This window comes from Oceaniferula flava, assembly GCF_016811075.1.
In the GTDB taxonomy this organism is placed as follows: domain Bacteria; phylum Verrucomicrobiota; class Verrucomicrobiia; order Verrucomicrobiales; family Akkermansiaceae; genus Oceaniferula; species Oceaniferula flava.
On the sequence record NZ_JAFBGL010000032.1, the window covers coordinates 1 to 999 of the forward strand.

Genomic DNA, 999 nt, shown 5'->3' on the forward strand with positions numbered 1-999 from the left:
AATCAATGGTCGAATATGTAGAATGTCCCATGCGTGTAGAATGTTTCTCGGACTAGGGACGGTATCCGGTCGGCCGCAATGACTTGTTAGATCCGTTCTGGTCATTGCAGATTCACACTGAGAAGGTGTGCGCTTCACCGAAGTTCTGACGCTTCAATCTAAATCTATCCGACGCTAAACCGGTCATCATAGGAGTGAGAAAACGTCGGCCAGCATGACGGATGGAGGAAGGAGAGACGAAGGAACGCTTCCGTAATCCGTGATGCGTTACCCTAGTGATTCACCCTGCTCATTATTAATCGCGTCTCGATCCCCTTCCGGGTGCCGCATGATGATGTAGTCATCATGATGCAAAAACCGAACGACTTCCCATCGTCAGGTCAATGAACACAGAGACTCAGAATTCTTATTCTTATCTAACGTAAAGCTCAACCGCTGCGTGTAAAACCGCCGCAAATCAAGCATGGCTTTAACTGTAAAATGGCTTCGGACTACGAACGGTTAACAGTCGGATGCAGCGACTTGTTCGGCCACATTCTTCGCAATCAGGTTAGCCATACAAATGCGTGAAGAATACCACCTAAACATATCCATACACCTCCTAGAGCATAGCACAGCATTCGGCGCCTTCCAGTTATGGCCGCGATAACCAAACCCAAACAAGACGTCATCAACAACGATGGCACTCCTACGAAAAGAAGCGCTAACGCGGTCATACCTTCATCATCCTTGCTCATCACCCACTCATCAGATGAAACGGATCCAGGTTCTGCAGCTTCACGTGCTAACATATCCTTATATCGATGTTCTGAGGATGGACGAATGCTGAACCAAGAAGATGTCACAGCAAGAATACCAACCAAAATAGCCAGTATGGGTATTACCTGTCTTTTCATTATTATTGCCGAACGTAGAGAACAACCGACAGCCCTCACAAAAGGACAGCGCTTGATCGAAATCTTAAATCGTCACACATCACTGACTGCCGAACGGTTAGCT

The 999-nt window shown here is 47.1% G+C and carries 1 protein-coding gene; it reads left to right on the top strand.

Going from position 1 to position 999, the window contains the following annotated elements:
- Nucleotides 1-636 precede the first annotated feature (636 nt).
- Nucleotides 637-999 (top strand): hypothetical protein (locus JO972_RS16725; RefSeq protein WP_309491232.1); only part of this gene is annotated, 363 nt, incomplete at its 3' end.